General features: G+C 61.1%; 15 protein-coding genes. 9 read left to right on the plus strand and 6 right to left on the minus strand.

Features of this window, described 5'->3' with window-relative positions:
• From Y703_RS23085 to Y703_RS0109995, 4 genes are all read right to left on the minus strand, one after another.
• On the minus strand, window positions 1-134 hold a 134-nt coding region (locus tag Y703_RS23085; protein ID WP_155849487.1), incomplete at its 3' end, for an FAD-binding protein.
• Window positions 135-286: 152 nt separating this feature from the next.
• Complete coding sequence (locus tag Y703_RS0109985; RefSeq protein WP_035764576.1) at window positions 287-1774, minus strand: hypothetical protein; 1488 nt, start codon at window positions 1772-1774, stop codon at window positions 287-289.
• A gap of 144 nt (window positions 1775-1918) precedes the next feature.
• Complete coding sequence (locus Y703_RS0109990) at window positions 1919-3538, minus strand: murein biosynthesis integral membrane protein MurJ (protein ID WP_035764578.1); 1620 nt, start codon at window positions 3536-3538, stop codon at window positions 1919-1921.
• Window positions 3539-3746: 208 nt separating this feature from the next.
• Entirely contained in the window at window positions 3747-4277 is a 531-nt protein-coding gene (locus Y703_RS0109995) for an NUDIX hydrolase (protein ID WP_026552586.1), read from the minus strand.
• A 149-nt stretch (window positions 4278-4426) separates the two neighbouring features.
• Here Y703_RS0109995 and Y703_RS0110000 point away from each other — a divergent pair, with 149 nt between their 5' ends.
• Window positions 4427-5866, plus strand: a complete 1440-nt coding sequence (locus tag Y703_RS0110000) for a CCA tRNA nucleotidyltransferase (protein WP_026552587.1) — start codon at window positions 4427-4429, stop codon at window positions 5864-5866.
• Window positions 5863-6510 (plus strand): histidine phosphatase family protein, encoded by a 648-nt coding sequence (locus Y703_RS0110005; protein ID WP_051427497.1) that lies wholly within the window; start codon window positions 5863-5865, stop codon window positions 6508-6510. The genes Y703_RS0110000 and Y703_RS0110005 overlap by 4 nt, the downstream gene beginning before the upstream one ends.
• 13 nt (window positions 6511-6523) lie before the next feature.
• On the opposite strand, the gene Y703_RS0110010 is transcribed toward Y703_RS0110005, so the two are convergent.
• Window positions 6524-7702, minus strand: coding sequence for a DUF418 domain-containing protein (locus tag Y703_RS0110010; protein ID WP_026552589.1), 1179 nt, complete (start codon window positions 7700-7702; stop codon window positions 6524-6526).
• A 571-nt stretch (window positions 7703-8273) separates the two neighbouring features.
• Between Y703_RS0110010 and Y703_RS0110015 the strand changes: the two genes are divergently transcribed.
• The 4 genes from Y703_RS0110015 to Y703_RS0110030 all read left to right on the plus strand — a co-directional run bounded on the left by Y703_RS0110015 (window position 8274) and on the right by Y703_RS0110030 (window position 12637).
• On the plus strand, window positions 8274-8498 hold the full coding sequence (locus Y703_RS0110015; RefSeq protein ID WP_155849480.1) for a hypothetical protein: 225 nt from the start codon (window positions 8274-8276) through the stop codon (window positions 8496-8498).
• Window positions 8499-8772: 274 nt separating this feature from the next.
• The gene (gene mshA, locus Y703_RS0110020; protein ID WP_026552591.1) at window positions 8773-10020 is read left to right on the plus strand and encodes a D-inositol-3-phosphate glycosyltransferase; all 1248 of its coding nucleotides are present in this window, start codon (window positions 8773-8775) and stop codon (window positions 10018-10020) included.
• A gap of 58 nt (window positions 10021-10078) precedes the next feature.
• Window positions 10079-10846, plus strand: a complete 768-nt coding sequence (locus tag Y703_RS0110025) for a phosphatase (RefSeq protein WP_035764579.1) — start codon at window positions 10079-10081, stop codon at window positions 10844-10846.
• A gap of 99 nt (window positions 10847-10945) precedes the next feature.
• Window positions 10946-12637, plus strand: coding sequence for a formate--tetrahydrofolate ligase (locus Y703_RS0110030; RefSeq protein WP_026552593.1), 1692 nt, complete (start codon window positions 10946-10948; stop codon window positions 12635-12637).
• 74 nt (window positions 12638-12711) lie between these two features.
• On the opposite strand, the gene Y703_RS0110035 is transcribed toward Y703_RS0110030, so the two are convergent.
• Window positions 12712-13797, minus strand: coding sequence for an inositol-3-phosphate synthase (locus tag Y703_RS0110035; protein ID WP_026552594.1), 1086 nt, complete (start codon window positions 13795-13797; stop codon window positions 12712-12714).
• 177 nt (window positions 13798-13974) lie between these two features.
• On the opposite strand from Y703_RS0110035, the gene Y703_RS0110040 reads away from it, so the two are divergent.
• From Y703_RS0110040 to Y703_RS19205, 3 genes are all read left to right on the plus strand, one after another.
• Window positions 13975-15420, plus strand: coding sequence for a glycosyltransferase family 87 protein (locus tag Y703_RS0110040; protein ID WP_026552595.1), 1446 nt, complete (start codon window positions 13975-13977; stop codon window positions 15418-15420).
• Window positions 15417-16505: a lipid II:glycine glycyltransferase FemX gene (locus Y703_RS0110045; RefSeq protein ID WP_026552596.1), complete on the plus strand. Its 1089-nt coding sequence runs from the start codon at window positions 15417-15419 to the stop codon at window positions 16503-16505. Before Y703_RS0110040 ends, Y703_RS0110045 begins: the two co-directional genes overlap by 4 nt.
• Window positions 16498-16769, plus strand: a 272-nt coding sequence (locus tag Y703_RS19205) for an FAD-dependent oxidoreductase (protein ID WP_035764581.1), incomplete at its 3' end; no start/stop codon positions are given. The genes Y703_RS0110045 and Y703_RS19205, both read left to right, overlap by 8 nt.

Raw genomic sequence — 16769 nt, forward strand, 5'->3', positions numbered from 1 at the left:
ACGGAACTGGCAATCATCAACGGAGCCAGATTGGCGCGCGCGGTGTATACGGCAGCTGTATATCCGGCCGGACCAGAGCCGACGATAATGACATCGTGGATCTTCTGCGTGTCGTTGTTGGTCGTTCCGGACATGCCGGTTTCTGTACTCACGGGTTGATAGACCTTTCTTTGTTGACACCGCCAATGAAGCCCGAGGGCCCGGTGAAGCGATCACTAGTACTAACCGCCTCCGCCACAAGCTTATTCCGTTGCCGTCCGGCTTGGGTCCCCAGAAGACTCTTTGGTCAGGAGGCGCTGATCTCCGCAATCCGAACGCCCCAGGGGAACACTGCGGTGACATTGGTGAGTCGCGGAAGTTGAGTAAGGTTGACTATGATGTACTGTGCCGTGGCGGGTTCACCATCAGCGCCCGATGGTACGGGAATATTGATGGTTGGGCCGGTAAAGGAGCTCTGCGCTATCTGATCGGCACCATCAAGACTCGGTTCATCGTTGAGGAGGACCGTGAAGCTGCCGCCGGATCCGTTGAGCTGTTCGATCTGAATCTGGTTGATAGTCGATTCCTCCTCAAGCTCGACAATGAGTGCCATGCTCTGAGCAAGGCCACCAAAAGTCTCGTTGGCGAAGACCAGGCTTCCCCAGAAACTTCCAGGATTACCATCGATGATGAGCGGCAAATCCCCATCGCTTTCAGCATTCAGCTCAGCATTGTCGGGCACGAGGCGGGTCACATTGGCCGGGACCGGATCGATTGCTTCAGCTGTTGGCTCTGGAGTGTCCTCTACGTCATCAGTAGGACTGGCCACCCCATCGTCGGTTGGCGCTGCGGGTTCCTCGGTCGCGGTCGCGGTCTCAGGCGCCGCTGCCGGGTCGGGTGAAAAGAAGCTACCCAACTGGTTGACCGAGAGAGCGACAACTGTGACCAGGATGATCGCCAGCACAACCCCTACGAGTGCCCGCGTGTACTTGGGGTTATTCCCCGCGTCATCATCTTCCTCGCTGGCGTACTCTTCATAGTCGTCAGTGGCGGCACCGCTGGTGGCCGCCGCAGCAGGGAAATGTGATGCGGTGCGGCCCGCGTCCCCAGGCCGTACACCCTGGCCACCACCGTCGTAGTCACTATCAGACCACAGCGATACCTTCGGCTTTTCTCCGGTACCTGGCTCAGAGACCAGCGGGGCCGCCGCGGGAGATGGCGGTACCTGAGATGCAGGCGGCTCTGATCCGGTTGGCCTGTGGCCGGCGGCCGCAGCGGCTCCGGCTGCGCCCCCCGCCGCTGAAGCACCCTTGCCGAATTTCGGCAGACGCGCTTTCGGTAGGCGGGATTTCCTGGCGGGACGCTCCTCGTCTTCATCCGGTGCATAGTCGTCGTCGTCGTCGTACGTTTCAGGCTCGGTGGAACGGGGGCCACCGAAGATCTCAGAACCCAGCGTGTCGGTGAAGAATGGTTCCACAAAGGGCGCGTCCTGAGGAACTACAAGATCCAACAAATCAGCGGGTGCAGCGCGGTTTGTCACCAGGTAGGTGCTCTCGTCGGTGACACCCAAATCAAGGACCTGGATGTTCCCGGCGCGTTCGCCGGTAGCTACTTCACGCGCCGTGGCGGCGATCTGGTCCGCGTTCGACGGCGAGGCCACCAGGATGCTGACGGGCCGGTTCAGTACCTGATCCATACCGTCGAGGACGAGGTCCCGGTCAGCAGAAGCCAGCACGTAGGCGGTGACCTTATAGCGGCCTCCCAATACTGAACCAACGTCTACTGGTTGTGGCACGTGTTCCTCCCGCGGAATGGTTGGATTGTTGGGCGTTGGACAGTTTTAGTTCAACGCGTCACAGGGACTGCAAGATGATCCCTACCAATGCTACCGGTCACTGTGATGGATACCCGGGTTTTTGGTGCGCACGCCGGGGCGGGTTCAGTTGTCCCTGTTAAACCTTGCCAGGAGCGGTGCGAGGAATTCGTCCAACTCCTTGATACGCAGGGCTCTGAGCATCAGAAGGTAGACGATCACCATCAACGTTCCGCAAACGGCGAGTGCCACAATGGCGGCCAGCACTGACTGCCAGACAAACCCGTCGAGGCTGTACCCACCGAAGAACCACAGCGAACCAGCGCCGACTGCGGCGGCCACCATCCCGGCGAGAACCAGTCGTACGTGGACGTCATAGACGTGGCCAGCACCGTAAGGGCCTATCTTGCGCACCAGAAACGTGTGGCTCACGAGGACAGCGATTACGTTGCCCAGTGTGAAGCTCAGGGCAAGTAGAGGCACGATGTACTCCGGCGCGAATGTCCCGGAGATGAGAGCCAGGCTCACCCCGACTACTGAGAGGATGAGTTGGATCCGCAGCGGAGTTAGCGCGTCCTCGGCCGCATAGAACACTCGATTGAGAAAGAAGTTGGCGCTGAGGAAAGGGGCGCCGACGGCCAGTAGCGAAATAAGCAGCGCGTTGAGTGCTCCGTCAGGACGGATACCACCCGAGAACAACATGCCCAGCGGCACCGCTAGCGCCAGGAGGGCTGCAGCACCGAAGACTGTTGCTACCCCCATAATGCGTAGACCATTGGAGAGTGTCTCCTTGATCAGCGCTAGATCGTTGCGGCTGTGCGCTGCGGCCAACTGGTTGAACATCACTGTTGCAATGGACAGTGCAATCACCGAATGGGGCAGGACGTACACCATCGTGCCGATGTCCAGGTTGAAGGGCCCCGCAATCTGCTGAGGTGGAACTCGGGCCAGGTAGTCCGGGCGTGCCTCGGCTGCTATTGATGCAACGCGGATGTTGACCAGATACAGCCCGTTTCCTACCAGCATGGTGATGATGGTGATGGACGCCAGCTTCCCTGTGCGGCCTAAGCCCACTCCCCGCCATCCGAAGGTCGGTTTGAGTCCCAGCCCCAGCCGCCTCAGGGGCCAGAACAAGACCAGGGCCTGGATGATGATCCCCAAGGTGGTTCCACCGGCCAGCAGCAGTGTCTGGGCGGAGGTCCAGGACTCGGGGGTGTGAGAGCTGTCGATCTGCGAACCCATGAGGGCAATGAAGGCCACCAGGGCGGCAATCGACACAATGTTGTTGGCGACCGGTGCCCACATGTACGGGCCGAATGACCCATTCGCGTTTAGTACCTGGCCAATGATCGCGTACAGACCGTAGAAGAAGATCTGCGGTAGGCACCAATAAGCGAAAATGGTGGCCAGGGCAAGGCGCTGCCCTGAAAAGTCGGTGACAAGTGTGGTTATTAACGGTGCAGCAAGTGTCACCAATGCCGTCAGCACCAGCAGAACAATGACCGCGAGGGTGATGAGCCGACTGATGAAATCGGCGCCGCGATCTGGGCTCTGGGTTGCTTTGATAATTTGTGGCACCAGAACTGCGTTGAAGACTCCGCCAGCGACCATGAGGTAGATGAAGTTTGGCAGACCATTGGCGATGGAAAATGCGTCCACCACGCCGCTGGATGCTCCAAGGGCCGTCGCAAGCAGCGCTACCCGCACCAATCCGAGCACCCGCGAAACGAGGGTGCCAGCGGCCATGATTGCACTCGAGCGGGCCGTGGTGTCCGGCGTGACTCCACCGAGGGGCACGCTACCGGTGTCGGAAGTTGGGACCGCTGCGCGGCCAGGGTGATCCGCTCGGTGGCTGGGCAGTACCCCAGCGTCCTGGACAGGGAGGGAGGCTGTATTTGAGTCCGACATCGTTGTCTATCGTCTCACCACTGGGCCGGTGGTGTTAACGCTGGAGTTAGAGGTACTCCGGGAGGACTTCCCGGGCAAGGTCAGCGATCCGGCGCTCATTGGGGAAGGACAGTTTTTTTCCGAGGTCTGCCAGGGGAACCCACGCCACGTCTACTGCCTCGTGATCGGGATCATTCTCAATGGTCAGGCGTCCACCGGTGGAGATCAGAAGGTAATGATGAACTGTTTTGTGGACGCGGTGACCGCTGACCGTAAACCAGTAATCAATGCTTCCAAGTGCTGTGAGGATGCGGCCCTGGATTCCGGTCTCTTCCTCAATTTCCCGGACCGCCGCCTCGGCGTTGCTCTCTCTACCTTCAGGATGGCCCTTCGGAAGGCACCATTCCAGGCGACCGCCGCGGTTGAACCGGGCAATGATGGCCACGTTGAGCAGGTCATCGGAGGTGCTGACCACTATTCCACCGGCTGAAACTTCCTCAACAGTGGGGAGCGACTGATGGGCCTGTGGCGCGCCAGCACTGCCCATTGACACTGTCAACGGGGTCCGCTTGGGTGCGCTTGGAACAGGACGGTCCATGAAGTCCACTCTAACTATCTTTCGCATCAGTTGATGACGATCCGCAGCCTTCGCTGTCCGACTGCGCTTCTTTCAGCGTGTCGGGTTGTAACGACGCTTCCCGGTCCCATGGTGGAGTTTCCCTTGTCATCTGGCACCCTTAAAGCACTATGGTGCACCTGTTGGACAACTCAACCCTTACCGCCTCGCTTCCACCGGTTGTTACCGAATTGGGACTGCTGTTTGTCGCCGCTGGACATGAACTGTCGCTGGTCGGCGGGCCGGTACGCGACCTTTTCCTGAACCGCACCTCCCCGGATCTTGATTTCACCAGCGATGCGACTCCCGACCAGACGCTGAACGTGATCCGGCGATGGGCCGACTCCTACTGGGAGATCGGCAGGGACTTCGGCACTATTGGGCTCCGCAAGGGCGGATTCATGATCGAGGTGACCACGTATCGCGCGGAAGCTTATGACCCCGCGTCCCGGAAGCCGATCGTCGCGTTTGGTGACACGCTGGAGGACGATCTGCTCCGCCGCGATTTTACGATCAATGCGATGGCGCTGCGACTTCCGTCAATGGACCTCGTGGACCCATACGGCGGCGTGAAGGATCTGAGGGCGGGCATCCTGCGTACTCCCGGGGCGCCGTCATCGTCATTTTCGGATGATCCCCTCCGGATGATGCGTGCCGCGCGTTTTGCCTCCCAATTGGGAATCGAGGTAGCCCCTGAGGTGTCCGAGGCTATGCGGGCAATGGCAGAGCGCATCACCATCATCTCCGCCGAGCGGGTCCGTGATGAATTGGTGAAGCTGATCCTTGGGGACGCACCCCAGCTGGGCATTGACCTGATGGTGGGAACGGGGCTTGCGGATTTCGTGCTCCCGGAGGTTTCAGCGCTGCGATTGGAGATCGATGAACATCACCGGCACAAGGATGTCTATCAGCATTCCTTGACGGTGCTGGAACAGGCCTGCAGGCTAGAAACCGGGGCTGACGGCGCGGTGCCCGGCCCCGATTTCGTCTTGCGGTTCGCAGCGCTGATGCACGACGTCGGTAAGCCCGCAACGAGGAAATTCGAGCCGTCCGGCGCGGTGAGTTTCCGCCACCACGACATGGTTGGCTCCAAGCTCACCGCTAAACGGATGAAGGCGCTGCGGTTTGATAATGACTCGGTCAAGGCAGTATCGCGCTTGGTGGAGTTGCACATGAGGTTCTACGGCTACGGGGAGGCGGGCTGGTCTGATTCGGCGGTGCGCAGATATGTCAACGATGCCGGAACTCTGCTGGAGCGGCTGCACCGACTGACCCGTTCGGACGTCACCACACGAAACCAACGCAAGGCCGAACGACTGGCTTTCGCCTACGACGATCTCGAAGCACGAATCGACGCGCTTGCCGAACAGGAAGAACTGGAATCCATCAGACCCGATCTTGACGGGGCGCAAATTATGGGGCTACTCGATATCAAACCGGGTCCGGTAGTGGGCAGGGCTTACCGTTTCCTTCTGGAGGAACGGATGGAACACGGACCACATTCGGCTGAGGAGGCCGAAGCTAAGCTCCGCGCCTGGTGGACCGCCCAGCCGGAGTCGGTGACACCATGAGTCTCTCTGGTGCCGCTTCCCCCGATCTGACAGCCGCCGGGACCCCTCTGCCGCATCTTTGGCTACTGAGGCATGGCGAAACTGAATGGTCACGCGACGGCAATTACACGGGACTCACCGATCTTCCGTTGACCCAGAACGGGGAGCAGCAGGCGGTAGCCGCGGCTCGACACCTTGAAGGGGTCACCTTCGACACGGTGTTGTCCTCCCCGTTGCAGCGGGCCGTGCGCACGGCGCAGCTGGCGGGTTTTCCTGAGCCACACATCCTGCCCTATGCCCATGAGTGGGACTACGGCGACAACGAGGGCCGCAGCAGCGCCCTTGTCCGCGCCGAGAACCCCGGCTACCTCATCTGGAACGACGGTGTGCCGAACGGTGAAACTCTCGCCCAGGTTGCTGGCCGCGCGGACCGGGTTGTCTCACTGGTACAGGCTGGATGCGGCACCCCCGCTGACCAGGATCCCGCGTCAGCTCCGGCCCGCAATGTGCTCCTGGTGGCCCACGGACATTTCCTCCGGGTGGTTGCTGCACGCTGGCTTGAGTTGGATCCTGCCCAGGGGCGTCGGTTTGTCCTTGGCACGGCAGCGGTCTGCACCCTCGGCTGGGACAAGCGGACACCGGCTATCGTGCAGTGGAATCTCTGACCGGGCGCCAGTATTATCCACGAAGTTTTGGTTCGTGCGAGGGGTAGGTGACCCGCCGCAGGACCGCCTCCATCGGTCCGATACTGAATTTTGATAGCCAGAGTCGGCTCAGTACCAGCTGGGCACCAAACAGGACGACGACGACCCCCAGCACTATCGCGGGCGGCAAGGCGTTGGTGAGGCCCAGCCCGACCCCGGTAAAGACAACCGCGAGGGCCAGGGACTGGACCAGATAGTTGGTCAGCGCCATCCGGCCAGCGGGCGCCAGCATGCCGAGGATGGCCTGACCGGCTGGTGTCCGGAACAACAACAGCAATAGGCAGACGTAGCCTGCTGTCTGTAGTGGCGCGGTTAGTGTGGTGATGCCGGTTGCTAGCAGTGAGAACCGTTCACGGTCCGCGTAGTACAACAGGTAGGACTGGCTTCCGGCAGCGAGCAGGCCGATCGGCAGGCAGATGATGGCGGTACGACGCAGCGCAGTGCTGCTCACCGGCCGTTCGAGCACGCCTTTCCGCGCGGCCGCATGGCCCAGCAGGAACATGGCCAGGGCGAGGGGGCCCTGAAAGAACAACACAGAGGGGAGGGCAATGAGGTAGTTTTCAACGTTCACTGCCAGCGCTGAGATCGGGCCGGCAGTGATCGCCGCGACGTCGGGTGCAGGCACCGCGCCCTCCTCCATGGGAATGTTCACCGCAGCGACGACGACTCCCACCAGGATCAGGAGAGTGGCCATTGCGAGAGTGATGCCCGCCGCCGTTATCACCGCGGCCCGCGGGCTAATAATCCGGAGCCCCAGCAGAGCCAGGCCCATTACAGCGTAGGTGAGGAGAATGTCGCCGAAGTACAGCAGAATGCCGTGCGCCAGGCCGAGTACCGCAAGACCAGCCAATCGGCGAAGCGTACGGGGTGCCAGCGATACGTTGGCCCGCTGGGCCGCGCGCTCCTGCAGGGCGAAACTGTAGCCAAAGAGGAACGAAAACAGGATGTAGAACTTTCCCTCAAACAACAGCGTCGCCAGGAACCTCACAGCGGTGTCCGACGCCGACGCATGGGCAGGGCTGACCTCGCCGGCGAACGTCCATGGGTCAGCGAAAAACCAGATATTTACTGCCAGGATACCCAGGAGCGCAAACGCACGAAGCCCATCGAGTTCACGGAGACGTTCCACACCTGCCCCTATCTCGGTGTTCACGACCTGCAGTCGCAGGGTGCTGTCAGCCTAGCCGCGTGCTCCTCCAAGCGCAGTGATACGAAGCCAGCCAGGGGAAAGTTCAGCATCCGGCAAACTATTTTGGAAATGTCAGTCAAAAGCCTAGGCACTGGGGTGTCGGGTGGGGTAACTTTATTTCGTGCCATTGGGAGTTCTCAATCGAGAAATCGAGCGACTAATTCCGGCACTGTCTCTATTCGCGCACTACAAGAAAGGGAGGTGGGAACTGTGATTACCAAACTACGCCGGTCGTTTACCGCGTACACCAGCCCGGCCTCCGTCGTTGCTGCGCACTAACTAGCCGCTGAGTCGGTCGACCACCCGGGAGTCCTGGGGTGGCGAACTTTCTCCGGCACCACTTTTTTGCTCAGGCGGCATCACGCCTCGCTGTTCAGCGCGCTTTTGGCCTGCCTTCCGCGCCCGAGGATCTTTTCTCACCCACCAAATCCAAGAGACTACTATGCCCGCTTTGCTCACCACCCCTTCATCCCCGGCGTCAGAACTAGATGCCGTAACCACACAGAACACCGCCCGCCGGAATGGCGAGTTCATCATGGCAGGCAGTCTCACCCCCACCGGAGATCCGGAGCCTGGGACGTTCAGTTCGCCAGAAACCGTCATGCCCAACTATGCCGACCGAGAGGAGGTTCAAACCGTGTTGACGAAGCTCAGGGAAAGCGTTTCCCTGTGGAAGCGAATACCCAACGCACCCCCAGGTGCCGCCCGGGATTCAGTTGCACATCTCGTCCTGCCGCAGCACACCATGTTCATCAAGTAGCTGGTTCATCCATGCTGCGTTTCGGACCTGTCCTTGCCGCCATCCGACAACCGCGAAGGAGGACCTGATGTACTTCATTAGTTCCACCACCAGAGAAGCCCGCGCTTCCCAGCGCGGGCTTCCGCCTTTAAACTGCGGGTCTCGCGGCCGCGGGGCTGTCCCGCGCGGAATGTGCAGTCCGCACAGCACGTTATATGGTCAATAGCGGCGGCAAACTGTCCGGCAATCCGAGCGCTCGATACTTTTCGGGAGCATCCAGGCGAGAGGAGTTCTCATGCCTCCAGTGAAACGTGTGGCAATGCTCTCCCTTCACACCTCTCCCATGGATCAGCCCGGCGCCGGCGACGCCGGCGGAATGAACGTCTACGTTCGATCACTCGCCCTGGAATTGGCACGGGTAGGAATCGATGTCGAGATCTTCACCCGAGCTGCGTCCGAGGGCCAGCCGCACTCGGAAGAGGTTGCCCCTGGGGTGATAGTCAGGCACCTCCGAGCAGGTCCGCAGCGTAAAGTCCCCAAGGAAGAGCTGCCGGGCTTGTCGGAATCATTTACCGACGCCATCGCTGAGGTCACCGACCTGCTGGCGGACGGGCACTTCGATGTGATCCATTCCCACTATTGGGTGTCAGGCAGCGTAGGGCTGACTGTGGGCGCCAGCCTGAACCTTCCGCTGGTCCACTCGATGCACACCATGGCGCGGGTAAAGAACATTCGCCTGCATGCCGGTGGCACTCCCGAGCCAGACGTTCGGGTAGCGGGCGAACAGGCAATTGTCGACGGCGCGTCCCGCCTCATTGCCAACACCAGTACCGAGGCAGCGGAGCTCGAATCCTTGTACGGAGCTGCACCCGAGCGGGTCGATATCGTAGCCCCGGGCGTTGACCTGAAGACGTTTAACCCCGATTCTCGCCAGGAATCTCGCGCCTCCCTGAACTTCGCCTCCGACATTTTTCACGTTGTTTTCGCCGGGCGCATCCAAAAACTGAAGGGACCGCAAGTTTTGGTCGCGGCCGCGGCCAACCTTGCAGCCCGACGACCGGATATCCCATTGCAGCTCAGCATCCTGGGTTCAGGGAGTGGTGCTGAAGCTTTGCGGTTGCAACCCCTGATTGACGACGCCGGTCTGCAGGACAGTGTACGACTTTACCCACCAGTCCGGGCGAACCAGTTGTCCCACTGGTTTCGCGCAGCGGATCTCGTGGCGATGCCGTCATTCAGCGAATCGTTCGGGCTTGTGGCGCTCGAGGCTCAGGCCTGCGGTACGCCGGTGCTTGCAGCGAATGTTGGTGGGCTGCCGCAAGCTATCAGCGACGGGCGCACTGGCACGCTGGTCAACGGGCACACACCGGAATTGTGGTCTGCGGCGCTGGAATCGATGTATGACCACTCAGCTACCCGCGCCTCACTTGGCCGCGGTGCAGCGATTCATGCGCTTGCCTTCGGGTGGCAGCGCACGGCGCTGCTGACAGCGCAGAGCTACCGCACCGCCATCGAGCGCTTCGAGGAGACTGCGACACGCTGACCATCCTCAGCAGCGTTCGACGGCGGGGCCCGTCCTCCACCACCTCGCCTAGGATGGAATGGTGAATTCCACTGAACTTGCCGCCTACCTTGACTCTGTAGGCATTACGGGAGCGGTAGCAACACCGCGCGAGGACAATCTCCGACACATGCAGTTGTTCCTTGAGGGAAGCGAGCACCTTGAGTTTGGGGTTCGCACTACTCGCACCTGGGAACTCGATGAGGTGTTTGATCTGATGCACCATCGGGTGGGGATCAGCCCCGACCGCGAGCATTTTGCTGGGCAGGACACCATCGATTCAGGCAAGTGTGTGGCGGCGCTGGATCGGTTCGGATCGGTGTTCGGCGCTGCAGTGGCAGCCGGGGAACGCATTCTCTTCGCGACCGGGCATCCAGCAGGCCTGCTCCCGGTTCACGCGGCTCTCGCTGCGGCGGCACGTCAGGACGGGGCAACTGTGGTTGAGGTTCCCGAGGGCCAGCGTTTCAGGCAGGGCGATATCCGGCAGCTCTTTGGTGTGCTGGCCTGGCATCAGCATGGCGGTCTGGTGCACACTCATTCGCCGGAGCCTATGCAGCTGAGCCTCGAACTACTGGCCGCGAATGGACAGCCGATCCCCGATCTGGTGGTGGCCGACCATGGGTGGGCCGGGTTTGCCGCCAGCGCCGGAATCGCTGCCGTGGGATTTGCTGACTGCAACGACCCGGGACTGTTCGTCTCGGAGGCGGAAGGGCAGCTGAAAGTAGCGGTTCCGCTTGATGACAATGTCTGCCCAGGACTCTACGAGCCGATGATCGCTTACCTACTGGACCGGGCAGGACTTAGCTGAGCTTTACTGCAGCGCTGGTAGATTTGATGTTGTGCCCAGACCCGCGGCACAGCAGGGGACTCAATCCCGACGCGCCACAAGCACAGAGGACTGTTGACAATGAAGTCTTTGCCCACGCCAGTGAGCGACCTGGCGGTTGCCCGCAGCGCTGCCATCCAACCCATCGACAACATTGCCTCAAAAGCGGGGATCCCCCCCGAAGCTCTTGAGCACTTCGGCCGGTACAAAGCCAAGATTGATACCGCGAAGCTGCTGGCAAGTCCTGGCAAATCGTCCGGAAAAGTGGTTCTGGTGACCGCGATGAGTCCCACGCCGGCCGGTGAAGGGAAATCCACCTGCACCGTCGGTCTCGCAGATTCCCTCGCGCGAAGCGGACGCAACGTCATGATCGCCCTTCGCGAACCGTCACTGGGACCGATCCTCGGCATGAAGGGAGGCGCCACCGGCGGCGGATACTCCCAGGTCCTACCCATGGAGGATATCAACCTGCATTTCACCGGCGACTTTCACGCTGTCACATCAGCCAACAACGCACTGATGGCACTGGTGGACAACCACATCTACCAGGGCAACCAGCTGAACATCGACCCCCGCCGGATCACTTTCAAGCGAGTTCTGGACATGAATGACAGGGCCCTGCGGGAGGTGGTGATCGGTTTGGGTGGACCCACACAGGGCACCCCCCGACAGGACGGCTTCGAGATCACTGCCGCTTCAGAGATCATGGCTGTGTTCTGTCTAGCCTCGGATCTGCAGGAGCTGAAGCAGCGTCTGGCTCGAATCACCTTTGGCTACACGTTTGACCGCCAGCCCGTCACAGTCGGCGATCTCGGTGTCGAGGGCGCGTTGACCCTGCTCCTGCGTGATGCGATCAAACCGAATCTGGTGCAGACTATCGCTGGAACTCCAGCCCTCGTCCATGGCGGGCCCTTTGCCAACATTGCTCACGGCTGCAACTCAGTGATCGCCACCAGTACGGCCAGGCAGCTGGCTGACATTGTGGTGACTGAGGCCGGCTTTGGCGCCGATCTGGGCGCCGAGAAGTTCATGGACATCAAGGCGCGGTATGCGGATGTGGCACCGGCCGCCGTCGTCATCGTTGCGACTATCCGGGCGCTGAAAATGCATGGCGGGGTGGCCAAGACTGACCTTCAGGAACCCAATACTGCAGCACTGGAGGCGGGGGTTGCCAACCTGCGGCGCCACGTCCACAACGTGGAGAAGTTCGGCATCACCCCAGTGGTGGCGATCAACCGGTTCACAACCGACACTGACGGAGAATTGGACTGGCTGCTCACCTGGTGCGCGGCCGAAGGTATCGACGCCGCCATTGCCGATGTGTGGGCTCAGGGCGGCGGCGGGTCCGGCGGGGATGAGTTGGCGGCCAAGGTCCTCACCGCTTTGGAGGGACCCCAGGATTTCCATCACCTCTACCCCCTCGAGCTTTCGGTTGAGGAGAAGATCCGCACCATCGTGCAGGAGATCTATGGCGCCGACGGCGTCGACTTCTCGGTGCCGGCGTTGGGTCGACTCGCGGAGATCGAGGCAAATGGCTGGGGCGGTCTACCCGTCTGTATGGCCAAGACCCAGTACTCGTTCTCGGACGACGCAGGAATGCTCGGGGCGCCGAAGGGATTCATCGTCCACGTGCGCGATCTGATCACCAAAACCGGCGCCGGATTCATCGTGGCGTTGACCGGTGCGGTCATGACGATGCCCGGGCTACCCAACGAACCGGCCGCTATGCGGATGGACGTCGATGGCGAGGGCGGCGCCGTGGGTTTGTTCTAGCGAGGCGGCCCCGCAACGTAAAAAGCGCCGGCAGTCACGACAACTGCTGGCGCTTTTTCCGGAAACGTCGGTGGTTAGCGGTCGAGATCTCCGCGGATGAACGCTTCAACTTTCTCATGAGCGATATCATCCGCGTACTGCTCCGGTGGGGACTTCATGAAATAGCTGGAGGCTGAGAGCAGCGGTCCGCCAATGCCGCGGTCAGTGGCGATCTTCGCCGCACGGATAGCGTCGATGATCACGCCAGCGGAGTTCGGGGAGTCCCATACCTCAAGCTTGTACTCGAGCGAAACGGGTGCGTCGCCGAAGTTGCGCCCTTCAAGCCGAACGAAAGCCCATTTGCGGTCATCGAGCCAGGCGACGTAGTCGGAGGGGCCGATGTGGACGTTTCGTTCTCCCAGGTCAGCCTGCACATTGGAGGTGACGGCCTGCGTCTTGGACACTTTTTTAGACTCCAGCCGGTCACGCTCCAGCATGTTCTTGAAGTCCATGTTGCCACCGACGTTCAGCTGGTACGTGCGGTCCAGGGTGACACCACGGTCTTCGAAGAGCTTCGCCATGACGCGGTGGGTGATGGTTGCGCCGATCTGGCTCTTGATGTCGTCGCCCACGATTGGAACTCCGGCAGCGGTGAACTTGTCGGCCCACTCCTTGGTGCCAGCGATGAATACTGGCAGCGCGTTGACGAACGCCACCTTGGCATCGATGGCGCACTGCGCGTAGAACCGTGCGGCGTCCTCAGACCCGACCGGCAGGTAGCACACCATGACATCGACCTTGTTGGCCTTGAGCTCAGCGACTACGTCGACTGGCTCCGCGTCCGATTCCACAATGGTCTCGCGGTAGTACTTGCCGAGCCCGTCAAGGGTGTGCCCGCGCTGCACCTTGATGCCCGTGGGGGGTACGTCGGCAATTTTGATGGTGTTGTTCTCGCTGGCACCAATGGCGTCGGCGAGATCCAGTCCCACCTTCTTGCCGTCGACGTCGAACGCGGCAACAAACTCAACGTCATCGACGTGGTACTTGCCGAACTCGACGTGCATGAGTCCAGGGATTGACGCAGTAGCGTCAGCATCCCGGTAGTAATGTACGCCTTGCACCAGTGATGCCGCACAGTTGCCGACACCAACGATTGCCACCCTAATGGGGTTAGTTCCCACTGTTCTCCTCTTGAATCACTTCTAATGCCGACCCGCCGAATTTTTCCCGTGACGGACCGGACAGCTAATCCAGTCTACTTCTTATTATCAACACCTGATTTGCCCGATGCATTCCGGCAATCCGATAAATCCTGCAGTTCCACCGTCAGCGTGGTCCCTGATCGGTAGGCTTCAGGCATGGGAACCGGTCGGTCCCGGCGTCGGCCGGTACGTATCTCAGTGCCATCGCGCGCGGATTCCTTGCTGCGGAATTTCACCGAACTGGTCGGTGGGCCGCTCGGTCGCCGGACCAGCCCGGGCACGATCAACCCCGGAACGTTCACCCTGGAACGGGTGCTGGTGCTCCTCACTACGGCAATGGCCGCACTAGCGATCCTGATCAAGAACCCGTGTCGGACTGATGGGTGGGTCAGCCCTGATCAGTACTACATGGCCTGCCACTCCCAGTGGCCCGAAGCCTTCGCGAGGGTGAGTGAGGGGATCTCCTTCCTGCAGTTGGGGTACCCGGCGATAACCGGAGCGTTTGCCGCCGTCACCGCTGAACTTGTTCCAGCCGGAAGCACCCTGCGGTACTACGACCTCCACTCGGTGCTGGCGGTTGTTGCCTGGCTGGTGACTGTCTACGCGACAGTTCGAATGACCAACCGGCGGCCGTGGGATGCGGCGATGGTCGCGGTCGCGCCGATGATTGTGCTGGCCGGGTTTATTGGCTGGGACCTGTGGGCGGTGATGTCGGCGGCCTTGGGGATGCTTGCCTTCGCCCGGAGCAGCTTCGTCCCGGCCGGAATCTTCCTGGGCCTCGGTACTGCCGCTGCCGGATATCCACTCCTGATCTTCGGAGCGATAGCCCTGCTAATGGTGCGCACCCGCCACTTCAGCGGGCCGGTAGTGACTGGGGCCGCACTTGCCGCAACATGGTTGGTTGTCAACATCCCCTTCGCTCTCGATGATCCCCGATCCTGGCTGGCTCAGATCACTGATGCTCTGACTCGGGAGGCAGGTCACTCCTCGGTGTGGTTTGCCTACAACACACTCACCGCCCGTGCCGGCGGCTGGGAAATGGAAGCGGTAACCACTTCAGTTCTGGCAGCAGTCGCTTTCACGCTGATGGGTGCAGGAATTTCTGCCCTTGCCCTGTTCGCGCCGCGCAGGCCACGGCTCGCGCAGCTTACGCTGCTGTTGGTGGGTGCGCTGATCCTTACCGGGAGGGAATACTCGCCACAGCACGCCATCTGGTTGGTACCGCTGGTTGCCCTCGCCTACCCGAAATGGCGAGCCTTCACGACCTGGCAGCTCCTTGAGGCAGCCCACTTCTGGGCTCTCATGATGTATCTGGGGCGGGAGGGAAGTGGCGGTGCGGCCCAAAACAACATCGACACTCCTTACTATCTCGTAGCGGTTTGCGGTCATATGTTGGCTACGGCATATATTATGTATCGTGTGGCCGAGGGCATTCTTGAGCCCGGTCAGGACCCGGTACGGCGCCTTGACGTCGATGACCCGCAGGGTGGCCCGTTTGATAATGCAGTCGACCACCGAAGGCAGGGCCGTCGCCACCGCTCTCAGATCAGGACTCGGGTACCCTTGAACCGACCCGCCCCTGAACTGAAAGATCATCCGTGACCGCAGTTGCCCTTCGCTTTGAGAAACTCAGCACTGAAGGTTTCGAGGCCCTGTCAGCTGACCATCCAGCGGTGGTGATCCCGCTGGAGCAGACGCCCCAGTGGGCAGCATTCGAGGCTAGTCGCGGTCGCACCCCCTATGGCATGTGGGCCTACTACGACGGCGGCACCCTGATTGCCGTTGCCAGTTTCCTCTGGAGCAGCCGACGGTTCAGAAACTCCCTGGTGGCGGTGAACGGGCCAATCTGGTTTACCGCTCGCACTTCCGACACCGAGGCTCGCCTGATGCAGACGGTCCGGGCGCAGTTCGGCGCGGACCGCGCCATCAACCCCCTCTACGTCAGGCTTCAGGTAGAGCACCTCCAGGATCCTGCCACTGGACCGATCGAGCACGGCTGGTACGAGCGTGAGATTGTCGTCGATCTCACGCCGAGCGAGGCGGATATTTACAAATCGTTCCGGCCCAACGCCCGGAACAGTATTCGCAGGGCTGAGCGGGCCGGCGTCGAAATCCTCAGCATCGCCCGAACAGACTGGTCAACAGTCTTTCGCCGGGAGCTCTTTCCTATCCTCGAAGAAACCGCGGCCCGGGACGGATTCACCAGTTTCGAGTCCGGTTACTACGAACAGCTGCTTGAACAACTTGGAGATCACGTCCGGTTGATGGTGGCGTACCTCGATGGGAAGGCCATCAGCTGGCTCATCACCACCGAGTACCGGGGCTATGCGGTCTACTATTTCGCTGCGAGCACTCACGCTGCTCGGAAGGTCTTCGCCCCCTACCTGCTGCTGTGGCACGCGTTCAGGGAACTCAAGACTGCTGGGAATCACAGTTGCGGGCTGACCGGAATCGTGAGCGAGAACTACCCGCAGCTGATCAATGTGACTACTTTCAAACGGAACTTCTCCAGGAACGTGGTTGAGGTTCCCACTACCTATGACATTCCTCTGGTCCCGCTCCGGTACTGGGCGGTCGCCCTTGCCTTCAGGACGCGGCGCACCCTGCCGTTGACCGCTCGTTCAATCACGGCATCGGTCAGGGCTCGCGGAGCCTCATTGGCGGGACGGGGGAAGAGCGGTGACTGACGCTGCAGTAGTGGGGTCCGGTCCCAATGGGCTGGCCGCCGCCGTCGTCCTCGCACGGGCAGGGCTCAGCGTCAGGGTCTATGAAGCTGCGGCCACAATTGGGGGCGGAGCCCGAACGGGGGAACTCGAAGCAGGGCACCTGAACGACCTCTGCTCAGCCGTGCACCCCATGGCGATCGCCTCACCGTTCTTCTCGCAGTTCGACCTGCGGCGACGGATCGCTTTCGCTGTGCCGGAGATCTCCTACGCCCACCCGCTCGACGG

Origin of the sequence: Arthrobacter sp. H20, from assembly GCF_000520515.1 — a bacterium.
Lineage (GTDB): Bacteria > Actinomycetota > Actinomycetes > Actinomycetales > Micrococcaceae > Arthrobacter_D.